The organism is Pseudomonas sp. 20P_3.2_Bac5 (genome assembly GCF_025466035.1).
Lineage (GTDB): Bacteria > Pseudomonadota > Gammaproteobacteria > Pseudomonadales > Pseudomonadaceae > Aquipseudomonas.
In genome coordinates this window covers 94,959-114,594 of the sequence record NZ_JANLOA010000082.1, presented here as the reverse complement: position 1 = coordinate 114,594, position 19,636 = coordinate 94,959, and the positions used below count along the sequence as shown (strand labels likewise).

The following is a 19,636-nucleotide window of genomic DNA, read 5'->3' as shown; positions in this document are numbered from 1 at the left end:
CGGCGTATTTACTCGGTGCCGGCCACTTTCGGCTGCTTGTAAAGGTCCAGCAGGATCTGGTCGAGCACCGCTGAAGCGCCCCACGGACGTGGATCGTTGAGGATCGCCGTGACTGCCCAGGTGGTGCCGTTGCTGTCGCGGCTGAAGCCGGAGATGGCACGCACGGTGTTCAGGGTGCCGGTCTTGATGTGTGCTTCGCCAGCCATGGCGGTGCGCTTGAGGCGCTTGCGCATGGTGCCGTCCATGCCGGTCAGCGGCAACGAGCTGATGAACTCGGCGGCGTACGGACTTTTCCAGGCGGCTTGCAGCAGCGTGGCCATTTCCCGCGCGCTGACCCGTTCGGCACGGGACAGGCCGGAGCCGTTCTCCATTACCAGGTGCGAAGCGGTGATGCCTTTCTTCGCCAGCCACTGGCGCACGACTCGCTGCGCGGCGCGGGCGTCGTCGCCGTCGGCATCGGTACGGAAGCGCGCGCCAAGGCTCAGGAACAACTGCTGGGCCATGGTGTTGTTGCTGTACTTGTTGATGTCGCGAATGATCTCCACCAGATCAGGGGAGAAAGCGCGGGCCAGCAGGCGTGCGCTTTTCGGCACGTCCTCGACGCGGTCGCGGCCCTGGATGGTGCCGCCCAGTTCGTTCCAGATCGCCCGTACGGCGCCGGCGGCGTAGGTCGGGTGATCGAGCAGCGAGAGGTAGGTCTGCGAGTTGCAGCCTTCGCCCAGCTGGCCGGTGACCGTTACCGTCACGCCGTCGGCCTGGACCACCGGGTTGTAGCGGACTTCGCCGGTGCACTGCTTGCTCGGCAGGGCCTTGACCTGGTTGTCGATGCGGATGCTGGCAATCGGCGGCTCGACCGAGACCAGTACTCGGCCACCGTCATTGCGGGCGACGAAGCGCAAGGCCTTGAGATTGACCAGCAGCGAGTCGGGCTTGACCAGGAACGGCTTGTTCTCATCGCCGCCATCGTCGTTGAACTGCGGCAGTTGCGGCTGGATGAAGTGGCTGCGGTCCAGCACCAGGTCGCCGGTGATGGTCTGCACGCCATTGGCGCGCAGGTCACGCATCAGCAGCCAGAGCTTTTCCATGTTCAGCTTGGGGTCGCCACCGCCCTTGAGGTACAGGTTGCCGTTGAGCACACCGTTGCTCAGCGGGCCGTCGCTGTAGAACTCGGTTTTCCACTGGTAGGTGGGGCCGAGCATTTCCAGGGCGGCGTAGGTGGTCACCAGCTTCATGGTGGAGGCCGGGTTGACCGAGACGTCGGCGTTGAAAATGGTCGGGGTGCCCGGGCCGTTGAGCGGCAGCATCACCAGCGAGAGGGCTGAATCCTGGAGTTTGTTGCTCTTGAGGGCTTGCTGGACCTTGGGCGGCAGCGTGTTACTGACGGGGACGGCATGGGCCGGCAGCGCGAGTGGCAGGAGCAGACCGGCGAACAACAGCGAGCGAAGGGATGGGGTCATAAGCACTGAAACCCTGCGGGCGAGGGGTGAAAAAAACGGGGCTGAACAGGATGATGGCCCCGGCATGAAAAAATGATAGCGCGCATTATGCCCCAAGCCTGCGCCCGCGTGCGCCGCGAATGCGCGTCCGTGTGGCGGATTGTCGGGTTTTATCGGGCAGTGCACGGGCGAAGCTGTTAAAGTGCCGCGCGTTAATACTCAAGAGGATTGTTTCATGGCTACCAACCGTTCCCGCCGTCTGCGCAAAAAACTCTGTGTGGATGAATTCCAGGAGCTGGGTTTCGAACTGAACCTGGAATTCAAGGAAGACCTGAGCGATGAAGCCATCGACGCCTTCCTCGACGCCTTCCTGACCGAGGCTATGGATGCCAACGGTCTGGACTATGTCGGCGGTGATGACTTCGGTCTGGTCTGCTCGGCCAAGCGTGGCTCGGCTACCGAAGAGCAGCGCGCTACCGTTGAAGCCTGGCTGAAAGGCCGTGGCGAGCTGACCAAGATCGAAATCAGCCCGCTGCTGGACGCCTGGTACCCGGAAAAACCGGTCCACCCGGTTGCCTGACAAGCAAATGCGGCAGCCCTGGTGGCTGCCGCGTTCGTTTCAGTCTTTTCCTTCCTGATCGACGTCCGTCGATTCTGGCAGGCTCGCCAGAGTTTGCCGCAGGGTCTCGTCGACCCGTCTCATCTGATACAGCACTTGCCGCTTGCGGCGCCTCAGCACCGGCTCCGGTGCGAACCGCTCACAGACTTCCTCAAGCTTTTCACAGGCCAGCATCAGCGCTTCGGCCTGGACGATGCGTGCCACCCCGAGAATCTGGTGGGCGATATTCTGCAACGGTAGCGGGTCGCCATGGGTGTCGATTTCCTGCAGCCGTTGCTGGTCTTCCGGGCTGCTGCGCAGCAGCGTTTCCAAGAGACGGCGCAGTTCTGCGGGACAGTCGCCGATGATCGGTTCGAGGCCCTTGAGATCAAACAACGCGGGAGGGCTGGTGGCTGCTGGCTGCGTTGACACGCTGGCGAGGCGCTGGCCAAGGGTGTGCAAGCCGATGGGTTTGAGCAGGCAGTCGCTCATCCCGGCCTGTTCGCAGCGCTCGCGGACTTCCGGCTGGGCGTTGGCGGTGTAGCCGAGAATCGTCGAGGGCGTCCTGCCTTGTTGCTGTTCCTGCGCACGTACCGCGCGGGTGAACTGGTAGCCGTCCATATGTGGCATGTTGCAGTCGACGATGAATACGTCGTAGTGAGCCGACTCGCACATTGCCAGGCCCTGAGCGCCGTTGTCGACGCAGGTGTATTGCACGCCTAGGAATTCCAGTTGCTGCGCCACCAGCAGCAGGTTGGCCGGGTGGTCGTCGATCACCAGCACGTTGAGGCCGGCAGCGGGCATCGGCGGCGCCAGCTCCTGGGGCTTGGGCTCGCGGCACTCCGGCAGGCTGCGCAGCGGCAGGCTGACGCGGATTTCCGTGCCTTCGCCGGGCTTGCTGAACAGGCTCAGCTTGCCGCCCATCATCTCGCACAGGCTGCGGCTGATGACCAGGCCCAGGCCGCTGCCGCTCCGTGCTTGCGAGCTGTCGGGTTCTATCTGGGCGAACGGCTGGAACAGCCGCTGCTGGTCGTCCAGGGCGATGCCGACACCGGTGTCGCAGACCGACAGTTCCAGTTGCAGGTCGTCGCGGTTGGCGTCGCCCGTGGTGGGCAGGTTGGAGATGGCCAAGTCGATCTTGACCTGGCCCCAGGTGGTGAACTTGATGGCGTTGCTGACCAGGTTCGAGAGGATCTGCCTGAAGCGCATGGGGTCGAGCAGTATGTCGCGGTGCGCGGTGCGGGAGATGGCGAGGGTCAGTTCCAGGCCTTTCTGCCGCGCCATCCCTTCGAAGACCTGGGTGGTGGACTGCACCAGCTCCGCCGGGTCGACCCGTTCGGGGCTGAGGTTCAGGTGCCCGGATTCGATGCGGGCGATGTCGAGGATATCGCCGATCAGCGACAGCAGGTCCCGCGCCGAATGGTAGGCGACTTCGATGGCCGGGCGATCCATGGGCTGCCCGTCGGGGCGCTTGAGCGCCAGTTCGAGCATGCCGATCAGGGCATTCATCGGCGTGCGGATTTCGTGGCTCATGGTTGCGAGGAAGGTACTTTTGGCGCGGCTGGCGGCATCGGCCTGCTCCTTGGCCAGGCGCAGGTCGTGGACCAGTTGGCGGCGCTCGCTGATGTCCAGCCAGCCGCCGATGATGCCTTTGACTTCGCCGAGGGAGTCGCGGTACGGCAGGATCCAGTGGTAGATCGTCAGTTCGACGTTCTTCATCATCAGTGGCCGGTCGAGGATCAGCGAGCGGCCTTCGTTCATGACCCGCAGGTAGTCGGCCTGGATTTTCCGCGCATCGTCCGAGCCACCCAGAGGGGCGTCGTCGATGGATTTGCCGAGGACATCTTCGGGCCCGGCGCCGAGGGCCTGCAGGTAGCTTTCGTTGCAGGTCTGCAGCAGGCCGTCGCGGTCGCGGACATAGATCGGGTGGGGCGTGCCGTTGACCATCGCGCGCATGAATTCGAGCTGGTCGTTGAGTGCGCGTTCAGCGGCCTCGCGCTGTTTGATCTGGCGGCGCATCCAGGCATTCCAGGCCAGTGACAGCAGCAGCAGGACCAAGGTGCCGAGGATCACTTTGAGGATGGTCTGCTGGTAGCTCTGCCAGTAGGAATAGGTGTTGCCGCTGTAGGCGCGCCAGCGACTGTTGATGATGCCCATTTCCTCGGGGACGATGCTGGTCAGCGCTTTGTCGAGGATCGAGGCGAGTTCGTGGGCGTTGCGCGAGGTCGCCAGGGAGAAGGTGGCCGAGGCATCGCTGACGGTGGAGCGGATCACCAGGTCGCGCTGGGTGGTCAGGTTGAAATTGGCGTTGATCAGGGCCATGACCATGCCGTCGACCTGACGGTGTGCGAGCAATGAGGCGGCCGCGGCGATGTCTTCGGTGGCCACCAGCTGAATGTCGGGGTACAGCTTGCGAATGTTTTCGTTGAGGATATTGCCGCGGGTGACCGCCAGGCGCCGGCCTTGCAGTTGTTCGAGGGACTGGGGCGCGTCCTTGCCGTCGCGGGTGACCAGCACGTAGGAGTTTTCCAGGTAGGGCCGGCTGATGGTCAAGGTGGCGGCGCGCTCGGGGCTGTAGGAGATCGCCGCGATCATGTCGGCATGGCCATGGTTCAACTGATCGATCATGTCGCTGATGCCGCTGCTGCGGCGGATTTCGAATTGCAGGCCGGTGCGCAGGCGAATCAGTTCGAGCAGGTCGGCGGCGATGCCCCGCAGGTTGCCGGACTTGTCGAAGAAGGTCAGCGGTGCGGCATGCTCGTCGACGGTCACCCTTACGACCGGGTTCTTCGCCAGCCAGAGTTCTTCGCTGGGCGACAATTGCAGCTTGCGGTCGGTCAGCAGGATGCTGCTGCCGGCACTCCAGCGCCGGAAGATGCTGGCGCGGGTGCTGCTGGTGACGGCTTCCAGGGTCTTGTTGACCAGCGTCAGCAGCACGGCGTTGCTCTGGTGGACGGCAAAGCCGAAACCCATGGCCTCATGCTTGGCGAAGTTGGCCATCTTGAGGTTTTGCAGGTGGCTCTGATTGAGCAGGTAGTGAGTCGACACGGTGTCGCCGAGGAAGACGTCGGCCTGGTCGAAGGCCACGGCATTCAGGGCGTGGTGGTAGGAGCTGTAGGTGCTGATGCTGGCGTGGGGGTAGGTGGCGCGGACTTCGGCGAGCGGCAGGTAGTGCGCGATCATGCTCAGGCGCAGGCCACTCAGGCCGGTATCCAGCGGCCGGGTCTCGTTTTCCCGGGTTACCAGTACCGGTTGGTCTTCGGCGTAGGGCTGGGACAGGGCCACGCCGGCAGTGGCGACGTCATAGCTGTTGGCGCTGCCCAGCAGGTCGATGTCGCCGTCCACCAGGGCTTGCAAGGCCAGGTCGCGACTGGCGTAGCGCTTGATCCTGATCGGTAGCCCGAGGGTCAGGCCCAGCAGCCCGGCGTAGTCGGCGGTGAGGCCTTCGTAGTCACGGCCGCTGGCGGTCATGTCGAACGGCGGGTAGTCCGGGGCCGAGGTGCCCAGCACCAGTTCACGGCGGGTCTGGATCCAGGCTTGCTGGGCCGGCGTCAGGGAGATGCCCAGCGGCATCTGGGTGCTTCGGCTGAGCAGCTTGTAGTGGGTCTCGCCGATGTCGTCTGCCAGCGCGGGGCTCAGGCAGGCCATGACCAGCAGCAGGCCGAGCAGCATGGACTTGAGCATGGTCGGGTCACACCAGTTCGTTGCGTTTGGCCATCTCGATCAGCTCTACCAATGAACGCGCCTTGAGTTTCTGCATCAGGCGTTTCTTGTAAGTACTGACAGTCTTGTTGCTGAGGAACATGCCTTCGGCAATTTCCTTGTTGCTTTTGCCTTGGGCGAACAGTTGCAGCACCATGAGTTCGCGATCATTGACCGACTTGAACAGTTCTATTTCTTCCTCGATTTCAACCTGTTGGCGCAACGGATAGACCGCCTGGCTGGGGAAGTAGTTATATCCGGAAAGAACCGCTTTGACGGCACTTAGCAGTTCACTCAGGTCTTCCTGTTTGCAGACGTAACCGCAAGCGCCGGACAACATGCAGCGAATGGCGAAGAGCGCCGGGGACTGTGCTGTCAGCACCAGTATTTTCAGGGGCAGCGACATGCTGTTGAAGCGCGAAAGGACTTCCAGGCCGTCGAGCCGGGGGATGCCGATATCGAGAATGACCAGGTCCGGCGGGCTTTCGCGGAGCATCTGCATGGCGTCTACACCGTTATCGGATTCCCCGGCGATCCGATAACCCTCGTTCTCCAGCAGCAAGCGCAAGGCCAAGCGTATGACAGGATGGTCATCGACAATAAAAACAGAGTGCATGCTCATCTTCCAAAAGGGACTCATGTAGAGCCGGCACCATAGCCCAGATATGCAGCGTGCACTTAGATAGAGTGGGGTTGAGCTTTAATATAGGAATTTTCCTACTTTGTATTTTGCTATTTACTACAAAGTTTGTTTTTGAAGTTGCTTGGCTAATTATCGATTGGCATCAATATCGCCTGTTACCTCAATGTCCGGCCCGATGACGGGGCCGGACGGGCAGTGAGGTTCAGACCGGACTGGAACGCCCGGTCATTTCCCTGGCCATTTCGCTGGCATAGCTGTCGGTCATCCCGGCGATGAAGTCGATCATGCGCAGGAACGCCGCGTGCAACGAGGCGTTTGGATCGGGAGCGTTGTTGCCGAGCAGGTCGAGGATGCGTCGATGCTTGAACGACGGCGTGCGTCCGCCATGCTGTTCCAGGGCGGCACCGCAGAAGGAGTTGAGGAGGATTTCCAGGGTCGTGTAGGCGCCGATCTCATGCAGCGTCTTGCGTTTGTCCTGGAAGATTTTCTTGCGCGCGATGTCCTTGGCCTGCAGCACGCAGCGTTTCGCCGGCCCTTCCATGTGTTCGACCAGATCGCCCTCCAGCGTGCCGGCCAGCAACGCCCGCTGCTGTTCGACGAACGCCCGTGCCGCGGCGTTGGTCAGGTGTTCGATGGCCTTGCCGCGGAGGATCGCCAGCTTGCGCCGCCGCGAGTCCTGCGGGCCGAGCTGGCGGTAGGTTTCCGGCAGATCGTCGCCGACCAGGCCGAGGAGCAGCGACTCCACTTCGGCGTAGTCCAGCAGTTCCATCTCCAGGCCGTCTTCCAGGTCGATCAGCGCATAGCAGATGTCATCGGCCGCCTCCATCAGGTACACCAGCGGGTGCCGCGCCCAGCGCTGGTTGTCGAGCAACGGCAGTTCGAGCTTGTGGGCGATCTGTTCGAGCAGCGGCAGTTCGCTCTGGTAGCAGCCGAACTTGTGTTTCTTGTAGCCCAGCGAGTCGGCGTGGCGGGCGGTCCACGGGTATTTCAGGTACGTGCCGAGGGTGGCGTAGGTCAGCCGGGTGCCGCCGTCGAACTGGTGGTATTCGAGCTGGGTGAGCACACGAAAGCCTTGGGCGTTGCCTTCGAAGTTGAGGAAGTCGCCGCGTTCGGCCTCGCTCATCGCATCCAGCCAGCCGCGTCCGGCGGCCTGCTGGAACCAGTGGCGGATGGCGTCTTCGCCAGAGTGCCCGAACGGCGGGTTGCCGATGTCGTGGGCCAGGCAGGCCGATTGCACGACCATGCCCAGGTCGCTCGGCTCGCACCAGTCGGGCAGGGCGTCGCGCAGGGTTTCGCCAACGCGCATGCCCAGCGAGCGACCCACGCAACTCACTTCCAGCGAGTGGGTCAGGCGGGTGTGGATGTGATCGTTGCTAGTGACCGGGTGAACCTGGGTCTTGCGGCCCAGGCGGCGGAAGGCGCCGGAGAAGATGATGCGGTCATGGTCCTTGTGAAAGGGGCTGCGACCCAACTCTTCAGGGCTGTGCAGGGGTTTGCCGAGGCGTTCGCGGGTGAGCAGTGTGTGCCAATCCAAGGCCGGTTCTCCGTATCAGGGGCAGGGGCCTAGCTTCCCGTGTCGGCCGCCGGGCCGCAAGCTCAAAGTCCGGCGGCGTCGAGATCGATCAGCAGCAGGCGGCGTCCACCATCGAAAAATTGCCCGGCAGTCAGGCAGTACTGGTTGGTGGTGGCGTCGCGGTAGGTGCTGGAAAGGATCAGTCGGCGCTCGTCCCAGCCCTCGGCCAGCAGGTGATAGAAGTAAGGGCGCCAGGACCAGTTGTGGCCCAGATAGCTGGAATCGACGTGCCAGCCTTGCTGGCGCCATTCCAGGTTCGGCGTCAGTTGGGTGCCGTGGCGGTCACACAGGAAGAAGCGCAGCAGCCAGGGGTAGGCCTGAAGGTCCGGCAGCGCTTCGATCGGCGCGTTGGTCAGTGCCCAGTCCTGCAGCCGTGGCATCAGTTCCACCAGTTGCTGACGCCGCTGCATCAACCGCGCGCGCTCGGCCAGCTTGCCTTGCACGTACTGCTCGCGCAGTTGGGCGAAGCGCCCGGCGAAGGTCTGCGCCGGGAAGAAGCCGGGTTCGGCAGCGGCGAAGAGAAAGCCCTGCAGGTAGCGTGCGCCGCATTCCAGGGCGAAGTTCAGTTCGGCTTCGGTTTCGACGCCCTCGGCGATGATCCAGCAGCCGGTCTTCTCGGCCATCTGGGCCAGCGCCTTGACCACCTCGCTGCTCGGTCCGCCGCGGGCCGCAGCCTGGAACAGGCGCATGTCGAGTTTGAGGATGTCCGGTTGCAGCGACAACACCCGGTCCAGTTGCGAATAGCCGGCGCCAAAATCATCGATAGCAACGCGCGCGCCGGCTTCCCGGTAGTGCCGCACCACCATGGACAGGCGTTCAGGGTCGCCACCCAGCTCGGTGATCTCGAAGACCACCCGTTGCGGGTCGATGCCCTGTTGCTGCAATTGCATCAGGCTCGGCAGCGGCTGACCGGGTTGCAGTTCACTGACCCAGCGCGGCGAGATATTCAGGCTCAGGAACCAGTCTTCCGGTGCCTGGCGAAATTGTTTGAGGGCCTGTTCCCGCAGGGTCCGGTCGAGTTGCAGCAACTCGCTGGAGGGAATGTGCGGGTCACTGAAAAGGGGCCCTACCGAGCGCAATTGACCATCGCTTCGGCGCAGGCGACCCAGGGCTTCGACGCCAGCGATACGGCCTGTGGCGGTGTCGATGAACGGCTGGAAACAGGCGAGCGGTTGCTCGTCGGACACGGCGGCTCCTTGTTGAGTCAGACGCGGGACGCTCGAAAGCGCGGCGGCGGACCGGAGCCCGCCTTGAGGGCATCGTTCTGCAAGAATGCCGCCAGTTCGCTCAGCGCTGGTTGGGCGGTGATTGCATGAACAGGCGAATTAGCGGCAAAAGGCTACTGGTGAGCTTGGTCAGCCGGCCGAGGTTGCCGCTGCGTGCACCTTTGCCCGTGAGAAAACCCAGCACCACCAACGCGCCGATGCCCCACAGCGGCGCGTGCTTGATGCCCAGTCCGCCTTGCAGCCCGCTTTGCAGGTTGTCGCCCATGCTGCGCAGGCGGGTCAGCGGTTTGAGGGCCTGGCCCGCCTCATGGCGGATTTCCTGGCGGTGCATTTCCATGCGCAGGCGCACCAGCGCCTTGCGCAGTTCGCGTCGATCGGTGGTTTGTGGAAGTTCTGTCAGGCTCATGGCAACAGGCGCTCCCGGTCCTTGGCAAGTTCTTCGAGGGTGCCGCTGAACGGCGAGGATTCGTCGTGCACCGCGGCTTTCAGGCGAATGGCGCAGAACACTGCGGCCAGGCTGTAGAACACGCAGAGGCCGATGATTCCGGCAAGACGGTAGCTGTCCCACAGCAACACCAGCAGCAGGGCCGACAGTGCGGTGAGCAAGAGCAGGGCGAACACCAGTGCCAGCCCGGCAAACAGCAGCAGGCTCAGCGTGCGGGCTTTCTGTTCCTGCAGCTCGATGCCGAACAGCTCAACATGGCCGTGCAGCAGGCCGAGGATGGCGGCGCCGAGGCGCCGCGAAGACGAGCCGGGGGTTTGGTTTTCCATGCCCGTTCCTCAGCGCCGGCTGGCCAGCAGGCCCACCAGGAAACCGACCCCGGCGGCGATGCCGATGGATTGCCATGGATTGCTCTGCACGTAATCTTCGGTGCTGGTCAGTGCTGCCTGACCGCGCACGCGCAGGTTGTTTTCGGTTTGTTGCAGGGTTTCGCGGGCGCGCAGCAGGCTGTCGTGGATCTGTGCGCGAAGCTCGTCGGCCTGGTCGCCGGCGAGGGTGGCGCTGTGTTCCAGAAGCTTCTCGGTGTCACGCACCAGCGCCTGGAAGTCGGCCTTGAGGATGTCCTGGGCGGTCTCTGCGGATTTGCGGGCCATACGATTCTCCATGAGGGGTTTGGCAATTGGAATTTCGAGTGCGCGGTGAGGCGGAAGGTTCACTGCGATGTGGCTGGTACAGCATTTGCTTCGCAGTGGTGCGCTTTGCCGGGCGCCTGCGCCGTTTGCGGGCGCAGGCCGCTCTGGCCGGCCGCTAAACCATAACCCAATTCAAGACAAACCCAGGAAAAATCACCACGCTGCGGTCTTTCCGGTCACGGATGGGCGCCCAATTGATCCAGGTTGGTGCGCGCTGGAAGGCTTTCGAACCGCTTTGGTGCTTTTTCCATTCTGCAGGTCTGCCGACTTCATGGAAAATTTGCAAAGCGCCGTGGACTCTCTGGTCCAGGGCTCCAATACCCTGTTCATCCTCCTCGGGGCGGTGATGGTGCTGGCCATGCACGCCGGTTTTGCCTTCCTCGAAGTCGGCACGGTGCGGCACAAGAATCAGGTCAATGCGCTGTCGAAGATCCTCAGCGACTTCGCCGTATCGACCCTGGCCTATTTCTTCATCGGCTACTGGCTGTCCTACGGCACGCACTTCCTGCACCCGGCCGCGACCCTCGGCGCCGAGCACGGCTACGGCCTGGTGAAGTTCTTCTTCCTGCTGACCTTCGCTGCGGCGATCCCGGCGATCATTTCCGGCGGGATAGCCGAGCGTGCACGCTTCGCCCCGCAATTGTGCGCAACCTTCCTGATCGTTGCGTTCGTCTACCCGTTCTTCGAAGGCATCGTCTGGAATGGCAACTTCGGGGTGCAGGCATGGCTGCAGGAGCGCTTTGGCGCGGGCTTCCATGACTTCGCCGGCTCCGTGGTGGTGCACGCCATGGGCGGCTGGCTGGCGCTGGCGGCGGTGCTGCTGCTTGGCCCGCGCAACGGACGCTACCGCGACGGCCGGCTGGTGGCGTTTGCACCGTCGAACATTCCGTTCCTGGCGCTGGGGTCGTGGATCCTGATCGTCGGCTGGTTCGGCTTCAACGTGATGAGCGCCCAGACCCTGTCTGCGGTCAGCGGCCTGGTGGCGGTCAACTCATTGATGGCGATGGTGGGCGGCACCGTCGCGGCGCTGCTGGTCGGTCGCAATGACCCGGGCTTCCTGCACAACGGCCCGCTGGCCGGGCTGGTGGCGATCTGCGCGGGCTCCGACCTGATGCATCCGGTGGGCGCGCTCGCCACCGGCGCGATTGCCGGTGGCCTGTTCGTCTGGTGCTTCACCGCGACCCAGAACCGCTGGAAGATCGACGATGTGCTGGGTGTCTGGCCGTTGCACGGCATTTGTGGCGTGTGGGGCGGGATCGCCTGCGGCATCTTCGGTCAGGAACTGCTCGGCGGCCTCGGTGGCGTGAGCCTGGCCAGCCAGTTGATCGGCACCCTGGCCGGTGTGGTCGTGGCGCTGGCCGGCGGTTTTGTCGTGTACGGCAGCATCAAGCGGGTCCATGGCCTGCGCCTGAGCCAGGAGCAGGAGTATTACGGCGCCGACCTGTCGATCCACAAGATCGGCGCCACCAGCCAGGACTGATCGGCCTCAGCGGCCGGTGCGCAAACGCGACTCGCTGGCCTCGATGGCGGCCAGCGGGCCGCACAGCAGCACGGCATCACCGGCGTGCAGGCAGGTCGCGGTATCTACCGCCAGCTCGCTGCCGTTGCGCTGCACCGCACGCAGTTCGACGCCCAGTTGCTCCAGCCCGAGATCCTCCAGCTTGCGCCCGCAAGCATAGGCGTCGGCGCCGAGATTGACCGCGTGCATCAGCACCTTGGGCTTGCCTTCGGCGTCGACCAGATGGGTTTGCGCACCGTGGTAGAAACCGTGCAGCAAGCGGTAGCGGTTCTGCCGCACTTCGTCGATGCGCTCGCGGACCCGTGCTTCGGGCACGCCCAGCATGATCAGCGCGTGGGACGCCAGCATCAGGCTCGACTCCAGCAGTTCCGGGACCACCGCGCTGGCGCCGGCGGCGCGCAACTCGTCGCGCAGGCTGTCGTCGCGGGTGCGCACCAGGATCGGGATCTGGCTGTTGAGGTGGCGCGCGGCCTTGAGCACGGTCATTGCCACGTCGGTGTTGTCCACCGCGATCACCAGCAAGCGTGCCCGGTCCAGGCCAATCGCCTCCAGCAATTCGCCCCGGCGCGAGTCGCCGTAGTGCACGCAGTTTTCGCCGGCGGCGGCTTCCTGGACCCGCACCGGGTCATCGTCGAGGGCGATGAACGCCTGTTGCTCGCGGCGCAGGAAACGGCCAATGGACTGACCGACACGGCCGTAGCCGCAGATCAGCACATGGCCGTCCATTGTGGCGCTCTGCGCTTCGATTTCTTCCAGGTGGACTTCTTCGTTGGGCTTGCGGTGCAGGCGCAGAGCGATGGCGGGCGCGGCGCGCAGCAGCAGCGGCGTGACCAGCATCGAGCAGAAGGTCGCGGCGAGCAGCAGGTGGCCGAGTTCTTCCGGCAACAGGTTGCTCAGTTGCATCTGCGCCATCAGCGCGAAGCAGAACTCGCCGCCCTGGGCCAGGGCCAGGCCGCTGCGCCAGGCGGTTTCCGCGTCACTGCCACGCACCCGCACCAGCGCCGCCACCACGCAACCTTTCAACAGCAGCAGGCCAAGGGTCAGGCCGAGGATTTCCAGGCCATGGCTGGCGAACAGTTGCAGGTCGATGAGCATGCCGATACTGACGAAGAACAGACCCAGCAGGATGTCGCGGAACGGGCGGATATCCGCTTCGATCTGGTGCCGGTAGTTGCTTTCGCCGAGCAGCATGCCGGCGAGGAACGCGCCTAGCGCCGGCGACAGGCCGAGCAGGTGGGTCAACCAGGCGGTAAGCAGGACGATCACCAGCGCCAGCAACACGAACAGCTCCGCCGAGTGCGAGCTGGCCACCTCGTGGAACAGCCGCGGCAACAGCCAGCGGCTGGCCAGCAGCAGGCCGACGAACAGCACCACGGTCTTGCCCAGGGTCAGCGGCAGCGCCCAATACCAGGCCTGGCCGCCTTCGCCGGCGAACACCGGCACCAGGGTCAGCAGCAGGACCGCCACCACATCCTGGAACAGCAATACGCCGATGGCGTTCTGGCCGTGGCTGCTGAAGATTTCGCCGAGGCTGGTCAGCTCCTTGCTGACGATCGCCGTCGACGACAGCGCCAGCCCGCCACCGAGCAGCAGCGCGGCGGTGCTGGGCATGCCGAGCAGCGACAAGACGCCGGCCAGGAGCAGGCCGGTGCAGGCGACCTGCAGGCTGCCAAGGCCAAACACCACCCGGCGCAGGGCGAGCATTTTCGACAGCGAGAACTCCAGGCCCAGGGAAAACAGCAGGAACACCACGCCCATTTCCGCGAGGTCCGGCAGTTCTTCACTTTCGTTGACCCAGTCCAGCGCCGTCGGACCGACGAATAGTCCGACACACAGGTAGCCCAGCACAGGCGGCAATTGCAGGCGCCTGAACACGGCAATGACGACCAGTGACGACGCCAGGATGATCAGCAGGTTTGCAAACACACCACATACTCCATGTAAAAAAACGGCAAAAAAACGACCAGAGTACAGTCCTCCACGGGATTGCGAATTGATCCAGGTCAATCCGGGGTGTAGTCGTCCTGTGTGTCTCGACGGCGTTTTTTCGTGGCCCTAGAATGACGCCATCGTCCATTTTGTATCGGTATTTTTCATGCTTCCTGAATGCCAATTGTTCGGCACCCTGGGTTGTCACCTGTGCGAAGTCGCCGAAGCCTTGCTCATGCCGTTCGTCGAGCATGGGCTGCTGGTCGAGTTGGTCGACATCGGCGACGACGCCCTCCAGGTGGAGCGCTACGGGTTGCTGATTCCGGTCCTGCGCCGCTGCGACAGCGGCGCCGAGCTGAACTGGCCGTTCGATGCGGACCAGGTGGTGGCTTTCCTGCGCTGAGCCGGTGATTAACATCTCGACGCACATGTGCGGGTGCATCCTTGGGGTGCGGGTTGGAGAATCCGCTGGCGCGGGTCTGTGGCCTGCGCCAATTCCCCAGCCAAAGGAGTGGCTCCGATGTTTCTCACCCCGCATTTCACCCTTGCCGAAATGACCGCCTCGCAAGTCGCCAGCCGCGAAGGCATTGATAACGATCCTGACAGCCAGACCATCGCCAACCTTGTGGAGACCTGCCGCAGCCTCGAAGCGGTGCGCAGCCTGGTCGAGCAGCCGATCCTCATCACCAGCGGCTACCGTAGCGAGCTGCTCAACCGCCGTATCGGCGGTTCCCGCTCCAGCGCGCATATCGGCGGACTGGCCGCCGATATCATTGCCGTCTCGCTGACCCCGCGCGACCTTGCGCGGCGAATCATGGACAGCGCTTTGTCGTTCGATCAGTTGATCTTCGAGTTCGACGGCTGGGTTCATCTGGGCTTCGCCGAAGGCCGCCAGCGCCGCGAGGTGCTGACCATCCGCAAGGGCACCGGTTATCTGCCGGGTCTGCAATGAACCCGGGCGTTGATTGACGCCCATGCCGCCGGCCTCCTATCCTGTATATAAATACAGTATTGGGGCCGGCTCTTTCGCGCCCGGAGAACAGCGATGGTCAACGTCGAACAACTGAAATACAGCGTCAACCACATGTCCGTCGAGCGTGTGAGTGAAGCCGTGCTGGACCTGCGCATCGACGGGCTGGTCACCGACGACCGTACGCCGTTCGGCAAGGTGCACTTCAATACCTGCTTTGCCGAGGTCGAGGCGTTGTTCCAGCGCGCCGGCTTCCACCGGCCGCTGGACGTGGTCGGCTATCAGGGCCTGGCCTACGCCCTGTACGACGCCAGCCGCTGGGAGGCGGTCGATGTGCTGCGCTGGTTGAAGACCGCGTGCGACCAGGCGGCGGTCGAGGCTGGCTGAGGTGGCGGTCATTCGCGATAATGGCCGGCCATCAGGTCGTGAGTGTTTCCATGAGTGCTTCCTTCAACCCGGCCCAGCATCAGGCCAGTACGGTTTGCCTGCCGCCGGGCAACTGGGTCAGCGTGCTGGATTGCCTGTGCGATCACTTCAAGGCGATCAGCCGGGAGCAGTGGCTCGATCGCATCGCCCGGGGGCGGGTGCTGGATGCCCAGGGTCAGCCAATCGGCGTCGATCATCCTTATCGTCCGGGTTTGCGCATTCACTATTTTCGTGAAGTCCCCAACGAGAAGCCGATTCCGGTGCTGGAGCACATTCTCCATGTCGATGAGCATCTGGTGGTGGCTGACAAGCCGCATTTCCTGCCGGTGACGCCGACCGGCGAGTATGTCGAACAGACCTTGCTGCGGCGCCTGATCCGCCGCCTCGACAACCCTCATCTGGTGCCGCTGCACCGCATCGACCGGCACACCGCCGGGCTGGTGCTGTTTTCCGCCAACCCGGACAGCCGCTCGGCGTACCAGCAACTTTTCCCCACCCGTCGCATCGACAAGCAGTACCAGGCCATCGCCCCGGCCTTACCGGACCTGAATTTCCCCTTGGTGCACAAAAGCCGCATGGCCAGCGGCGAGCCATTTTTCCGCATGCAGGAAGTGCCCGGCACGAGCAACAGCGAGACCGTGGCCGAGGTGCTGGAGAAAAATGGCGAGCTTTGGCGCTATGGTTTGTCGCCGGTCACTGGCAAGACCCATCAGTTGCGGGTGCATATGGCGGCGCTCGGTGCGCCGCTCTGCAACGACCCGTTCTACCCCGATGTGCTACAGGGTGAGGACGATTACGCCAGACCGTTGAAGCTGCTGGCGCGGAGCCTGCGCTTCGAGGATCCGTTGACGGGCGAGGCGCGGTACTTCGAGAGCCGCTTGTCGCTGGATTGGTAGGCCCCTGACACCCGTCAGTACTGAGGCCCCTGAAAGTATCTGCTTGGGGTCTCACCAAGGGCGCTTTTGAACACTGTCGCAAAGGCGCTTGGGCTGCTGTATCCAAGATCCATGGCAACGCGCGTAACAGGTTCGCCATTCCCCAATCGAACGACGGCCGCCAACAAACACGCCTGTTGACGCCACTCAATGTAGCTAATCCCTGTATAGGTTCGGAACTGACGGGTGAATGTCCGGCGACTCATTCCAGCACGCTCTGCCATGTCGTCGATTCCGATTTCCAGGGAAGGCGCAGCAAGGAAGCCGTTACATGCCAGTGCAAGGCGCGGTTCGCCGGGAATGGGCGCATTGAGCGACAGCGCAGGCATATTGGCAATTTCATAGAGGAGCAGTCCCATCAAGTGTGCATCGCGCCCTTTTGATGAGTGATGGGCGGGAACATCAACAGCCTTCTCTAGCAGTTGCTGTACCAATGTCGAGACGCCAAAGACCTGGCAATGCTCGGGAAGTCCGACGCTTTGTGCCGCGTGCGGGCGAATGTAAGTGTTAAGCATGGTCACGGGGCCACGCATCTGCATGGCATGGCTCAATCCAGCGGGCACCCAGATAGCCCGTAGCGGCGGGACGGCCCAGTTGCCTGCCTCGGTTTCGACGGTGATGACGCCGCAAGCGGCGTAGGCGAACTGGCCTCTCCGATGGCTATGCATCGGGAACAGTTCGCCGTCGGCATAGTCTTGCCTTGTCACAACCACATCACCGGGCGTGTCTTCGTAGGGATTGACCATAACTTTCATCATGGCCTGATTTTATCTTTGCATGACCTGAAATTGAAAGTGGGCCAATCGTAGGCGCGGCATAGTTCCCTACGTTTCCAGGCTACTTCCTGCCAGGACTAGAAAAGACCGCCGACCATGCAGAGAAAACATTTGCTCCTTGCTGTCCTTGTGACAGCTGTGTGGGGATTCAACTTCCCGATCACCAAGCTGGGATTGGCCCACATTGATCCGTTGCTCTTGACCGCCATTCGATTCGCGCTTGCCGCATTCCCCTGGGTATTTTTCGTGAAGCGTCCAAACGTCGCCATGCAGTGGTTGGTGGCCTATGGCTTGATTTTTGGTGTTGCCATGTGGGCGTTGATCAATCTCGGAATTGCCATGGGGGTGCCGCCCGGCAGTGCGTCGTTGTTGATTCAGTTCAGTGCGTTCTTCACGTTGGGGTGGGGCGTACTGTTGTTCCGCGAGAGTCTTACTTGGCCTCAACTTATCGGTATCGGGCTGGCTGCAACAGGGCTGGCCGGCATTCTGCTGGGCAGCCCTGGAAAAGCCACGTCTACAGGTTTCCTGTTGGTCATGATCAGCGCCGTGGCATGGAGTATCGGCAACGTCATCATCAAGATTTCCAAGGTGAAGGAGATATTCGCCTTTGTCGTGTGGGCGAGCCTCTTTCCTCCGATACCGCTTCTGCTGCTGACGTGGTGGCTACAGGGGGCTGCACCCTTTGATGATCTCGCATCAGCGATGGATTCAAGCGCACTCTTTTCACTGGCATTTCAGGTGTATGCCGCGACGCACTTTTGCTATTGGGGGTGGAATTTCCTTCTGCGTGAATATGCGGTCTCGAAGGTGGCACCCCTGTCACTTTTGATTCCGGTATTCGGAATTGTCAGCTCGATCTTTATCGTTCATCAGGTTCCGAGCGGATGGGACTGGATATCCATCGCGCTGATCTTGTCTGCACTTGCTATTGGCATGAAGAAAGGGCGAGTGGCATTGGGGCGAGAAGTTCGGCGAAAGGCCGGGCTGGAGTCATCGTGAAATGAAAAAGGCCCGGGAAATCGCTTTCCCGGGCCTTTTCGTTTCACCGTTTCGCGCTTAGCGGTTGAAGCGTTCCACCAGCGAGTACTGGGTGGTGGCGGTGAGGGTCAGTTCTTCGCTGAGCAGGGCCGAATGCTGGGCCTGCTCGGAAGTCTGGTCGGCCAGCGCCGCGATGGTGCTGATATTGCGGCTGATTTCCTCGGCCACCGACGTCTGTTGCTCGGTGGCAGCGGCGATCTGGGTGGTCATGTCGGTGATATTGGCCACCGCCTCGCTGATGCCCACCAGCGCCTGGTCCGCTTCCATGACCCGGGCCACGCCTTCTTCGGCCTGACGGTGCCCGGCTTCCATGGTTTGCACGGCGTTGGACGCGGTCTGCTGCAGCTTGGCGATCAGGCTGTGGATCTGCCCGGTGGATTCGCTGGTGCGCTGTGCCAGTTGGCGGACTTCGTCGGCTACCACGGCGAAGCCGCGGCCCATTTCACCGGCGCGGGCGGCTTCGATGGCGGCGTTCAGTGCCAGCAGGTTGGTCTGGTCGGCGATGCCTTTGATGACATCCACTACGCCGCCGATTTCATCGCTGTCGCGGGCCAGTTGGGTGACGGTCTGGCCGGTCTCGCCCACGGCAGTGGACAGGCGCTGGATGGCGTCGCGGGTTTCCCCGGCGATGCTGCGGCCACGGTCGGTCAGGCGGTTGGCGGCCTGGGTCGCGTCGGCGGTGCGCTGTACGTGGTTGGCCACTTCCTGGGTGGTGGCGGCCATTTCGTTGACGGCGGCGGCGACCTGTTCGGTCTCGACGCGCTGGCGCTCCAGGCCTGACGAGCTGTTGTGGGCCAGGGCATCGGACTGCCGGGCTTGCTCGTTGAGGTGTTCGGCGGTGTCCTGCAGGCGGGTCAGGCAGGTCTTCAGGCGTGCGTCCTGGCTGAGCATGGCCATTTCCAGGCGAGCCTGGACGCCGCGGCTGTCAGTGAACATCTGCGCGATCAGCGGGTCGGACGTGGTCTGTTCGGCCAGGCGCAGCAGGCGCTTGAGGCCGCGTTGTTGCCAGCTCAGGCCCAGCAGGCCGAGCGGCACCGAGAGTGCGGCGGCGAGGGCGAAGCCCCACGAGTGACCCAACCAGATGCCGATCAGGAAGCCGATCTGGCTGACCATGATGAACGGCAGCCAGTCCTGCAGCACCGGCAGCCACTTGTCGCGGCGCGGGATGGCCGACTTGCCATCGTTGATGCGCTTGTACAGCGCCTCGGCGCGGCGGACCTGCTCGGCGGTCGGTTTTACCCGCACCGACTCGTAACCGACGATCTGGTTGTTGTCGTAGATCGGCGTGACGTAGGCGTTTACCCAGTAGTGATCGCCGCTTTTGCAGCGGTTCTTGACGATGCCCATCCAGGGCAGGCCTTGCTTGAGGGTGGTCCACATGTGGGCAAACACCGCTGGCGGCACGTCCGGGTGGCGAACCAGGTTGTGTGGCGCACGCATCAGTTCGTCGCGGGAGAAACCGCTGATCTCGATGAAAGCTTCGTTGCAATACGTAATGACACCCTTGGCATCGGTAGTCGAAATCAACCGTTGTTGGGCAGGGAAAGTCCGTTCGCGCTGGGTAATCGGCTGGTTGTTACGCATAAGCTGTTCAATCCGCAAGGCTTTCGTGTGGTATCGGCTAACGCACGAAATTATTGAATGAATATTTGGGTTTTATTGATCCCGCTCAATATTCGCTTGAGGCGGGTAAGTTATGTGAAGTCGTCACGTTCAAGTAATTTGCGCGCA

Annotated in this window: 18 protein-coding genes; 7 read left to right on the top strand and 11 right to left on the bottom strand. The window is 62.9% G+C overall.

Features of this window, described 5'->3' with window-relative positions; translation table 11 throughout:
- Positions 1–8: 8 nt before the first annotated feature.
- Complete coding sequence (gene dacB, locus NTD88_RS15085) at positions 9–1,457, bottom strand: D-alanyl-D-alanine carboxypeptidase/D-alanyl-D-alanine-endopeptidase (RefSeq protein WP_095155711.1); 1,449 nt, start codon at positions 1,455–1,457, stop codon at positions 9–11.
- 214 nt (positions 1,458–1,671) lie between these two features.
- On the opposite strand from dacB, the gene NTD88_RS15080 reads away from it, so the two are divergent.
- Positions 1,672–2,016 (top strand): YggL family protein, encoded by a 345-nt coding sequence (locus NTD88_RS15080; protein ID WP_095155712.1) that lies wholly within the window; start codon positions 1,672–1,674, stop codon positions 2,014–2,016.
- Between the two features lie 39 nt (positions 2,017–2,055).
- On the opposite strand, the gene NTD88_RS15075 is transcribed toward NTD88_RS15080, so the two are convergent.
- The 7 genes from NTD88_RS15075 to NTD88_RS15045 all read right to left on the bottom strand — a co-directional run bounded on the left by NTD88_RS15075 (position 2,056) and on the right by NTD88_RS15045 (position 10,273).
- Entirely contained in the window at positions 2,056–5,718 is a 3,663-nt protein-coding gene (locus NTD88_RS15075; protein WP_262154771.1) for a transporter substrate-binding domain-containing protein, read from the bottom strand.
- Positions 5,719–5,725: 7 nt separating this feature from the next.
- On the bottom strand, positions 5,726–6,352 hold the full coding sequence (locus NTD88_RS15070) for a response regulator transcription factor (RefSeq protein WP_262154770.1): 627 nt from the start codon (positions 6,350–6,352) through the stop codon (positions 5,726–5,728).
- Between the two features lie 229 nt (positions 6,353–6,581).
- On the bottom strand, positions 6,582–7,913 hold the full coding sequence (locus NTD88_RS15065; protein WP_262154769.1) for a deoxyguanosinetriphosphate triphosphohydrolase: 1,332 nt from the start codon (positions 7,911–7,913) through the stop codon (positions 6,582–6,584).
- 62 nt (positions 7,914–7,975) lie between these two features.
- Entirely contained in the window at positions 7,976–9,139 is a 1,164-nt protein-coding gene (locus NTD88_RS15060; protein WP_095158011.1) for an EAL domain-containing protein, read from the bottom strand.
- Positions 9,140–9,239: 100 nt separating this feature from the next.
- Positions 9,240–9,584 carry a hypothetical protein gene (locus tag NTD88_RS15055; protein WP_262154768.1) on the bottom strand — a complete coding sequence of 115 codons (345 nt, stop codon included), beginning with the start codon at positions 9,582–9,584 and terminating at the stop codon, positions 9,240–9,242.
- Entirely contained in the window at positions 9,581–9,949 is a 369-nt protein-coding gene (locus NTD88_RS15050; protein ID WP_095158007.1) for a phage holin family protein, read from the bottom strand. Before NTD88_RS15050 ends, NTD88_RS15055 begins: the two co-directional genes overlap by 4 nt.
- Positions 9,950–9,958: 9 nt before the next feature.
- Positions 9,959–10,273 (bottom strand): YqjD family protein, encoded by a 315-nt coding sequence (locus NTD88_RS15045; RefSeq protein ID WP_262154767.1) that lies wholly within the window; start codon positions 10,271–10,273, stop codon positions 9,959–9,961.
- A gap of 310 nt (positions 10,274–10,583) precedes the next feature.
- On the opposite strand from NTD88_RS15045, the gene NTD88_RS15040 reads away from it, so the two are divergent.
- Positions 10,584–11,792 carry an ammonium transporter gene (locus NTD88_RS15040; RefSeq protein WP_095158037.1) on the top strand — a complete coding sequence of 403 codons (1,209 nt, stop codon included), beginning with the start codon at positions 10,584–10,586 and terminating at the stop codon, positions 11,790–11,792.
- Positions 11,793–11,798: 6 nt separating this feature from the next.
- Here the strand turns inward: NTD88_RS15040 and NTD88_RS15035 are convergent, their stop codons facing one another.
- Positions 11,799–13,757 carry a monovalent cation:proton antiporter family protein gene (locus NTD88_RS15035; protein ID WP_095158003.1) on the bottom strand — a complete coding sequence of 653 codons (1,959 nt, stop codon included), beginning with the start codon at positions 13,755–13,757 and terminating at the stop codon, positions 11,799–11,801.
- Between the two features lie 169 nt (positions 13,758–13,926).
- Here NTD88_RS15035 and NTD88_RS15030 point away from each other — a divergent pair, with 169 nt between their 5' ends.
- The 4 genes from NTD88_RS15030 (at position 13,927) to NTD88_RS15015 (ending at position 16,052) form a co-directional block, all read left to right on the top strand.
- The gene (locus NTD88_RS15030; RefSeq protein WP_095158001.1) at positions 13,927–14,163 is read left to right on the top strand and encodes a glutaredoxin family protein; all 237 of its coding nucleotides are present in this window, start codon (positions 13,927–13,929) and stop codon (positions 14,161–14,163) included.
- 117 nt (positions 14,164–14,280) lie between these two features.
- On the top strand, positions 14,281–14,712 hold the full coding sequence (locus NTD88_RS15025) for a D-Ala-D-Ala carboxypeptidase family metallohydrolase (RefSeq protein WP_262154766.1): 432 nt from the start codon (positions 14,281–14,283) through the stop codon (positions 14,710–14,712).
- Positions 14,713–14,805: 93 nt separating this feature from the next.
- Entirely contained in the window at positions 14,806–15,117 is a 312-nt protein-coding gene (locus NTD88_RS15020) for a transcriptional regulator (RefSeq protein WP_095157997.1), read from the top strand.
- A 50-nt stretch (positions 15,118–15,167) separates the two neighbouring features.
- A complete protein-coding gene (locus tag NTD88_RS15015) occupies positions 15,168–16,052 on the top strand; it encodes a pseudouridine synthase (RefSeq protein ID WP_262154765.1) in 885 nt (294 codons plus the stop codon).
- Between the two features lie 14 nt (positions 16,053–16,066).
- Here NTD88_RS15015 and NTD88_RS15010 read toward each other — a convergent pair whose 3' ends face one another.
- Entirely contained in the window at positions 16,067–16,849 is a 783-nt protein-coding gene (locus NTD88_RS15010) for an AraC family transcriptional regulator (protein WP_262130929.1), read from the bottom strand.
- 114 nt (positions 16,850–16,963) lie between these two features.
- Here NTD88_RS15010 and NTD88_RS15005 point away from each other — a divergent pair, with 114 nt between their 5' ends.
- On the top strand, positions 16,964–17,866 hold the full coding sequence (locus NTD88_RS15005; protein ID WP_262154764.1) for an EamA family transporter: 903 nt from the start codon (positions 16,964–16,966) through the stop codon (positions 17,864–17,866).
- Between the two features lie 57 nt (positions 17,867–17,923).
- On the opposite strand, the gene NTD88_RS15000 is transcribed toward NTD88_RS15005, so the two are convergent.
- Entirely contained in the window at positions 17,924–19,489 is a 1,566-nt protein-coding gene (locus NTD88_RS15000) for a methyl-accepting chemotaxis protein (RefSeq protein WP_095157990.1), read from the bottom strand.
- Positions 19,490–19,636 lie beyond the last annotated feature (147 nt).